This is a genomic window from Buttiauxella gaviniae ATCC 51604, from assembly GCF_001654835.1.
GTDB lineage: Bacteria > Pseudomonadota > Gammaproteobacteria > Enterobacterales > Enterobacteriaceae > Buttiauxella > Buttiauxella gaviniae.
Window position 1 is genome coordinate 1 of the sequence record NZ_LXEP01000128.1, and the last position, 258, is coordinate 258.

Consider the following 258-nt stretch of genomic DNA (forward strand, 5'->3'; position numbering starts at 1 on the left):
CGCAAGCTTATTACCCAACGCCGCGGTTTGCACTGCGGTAAATTCGCTTATCACCCCTACAGGCAGCCATTCCACGTGTTTTATTGCCTGAATTTGTTCAGTGCTTAAACCCGTAATTTGATTCGCTGTCAGTCCGTCATATTCGGTTCTGCTAAAATTGCCGATGACCGATGTTGTCATTCCGGAAAGATCTAACAAGCCAAATTGCGCACTACTCAGCCCACCAAAGTTATTCATGCCGCCGATCTGTTCTGCGGT

General features: G+C 47.7%; 1 protein-coding gene. It reads right to left on the minus strand.

Features of this window, described 5'->3' with window-relative positions:
• Positions 1-258, minus strand: a 258-nt coding sequence (locus M977_RS25650; RefSeq protein WP_167351127.1) for a hypothetical protein, incomplete at both ends; no start/stop codon positions are given.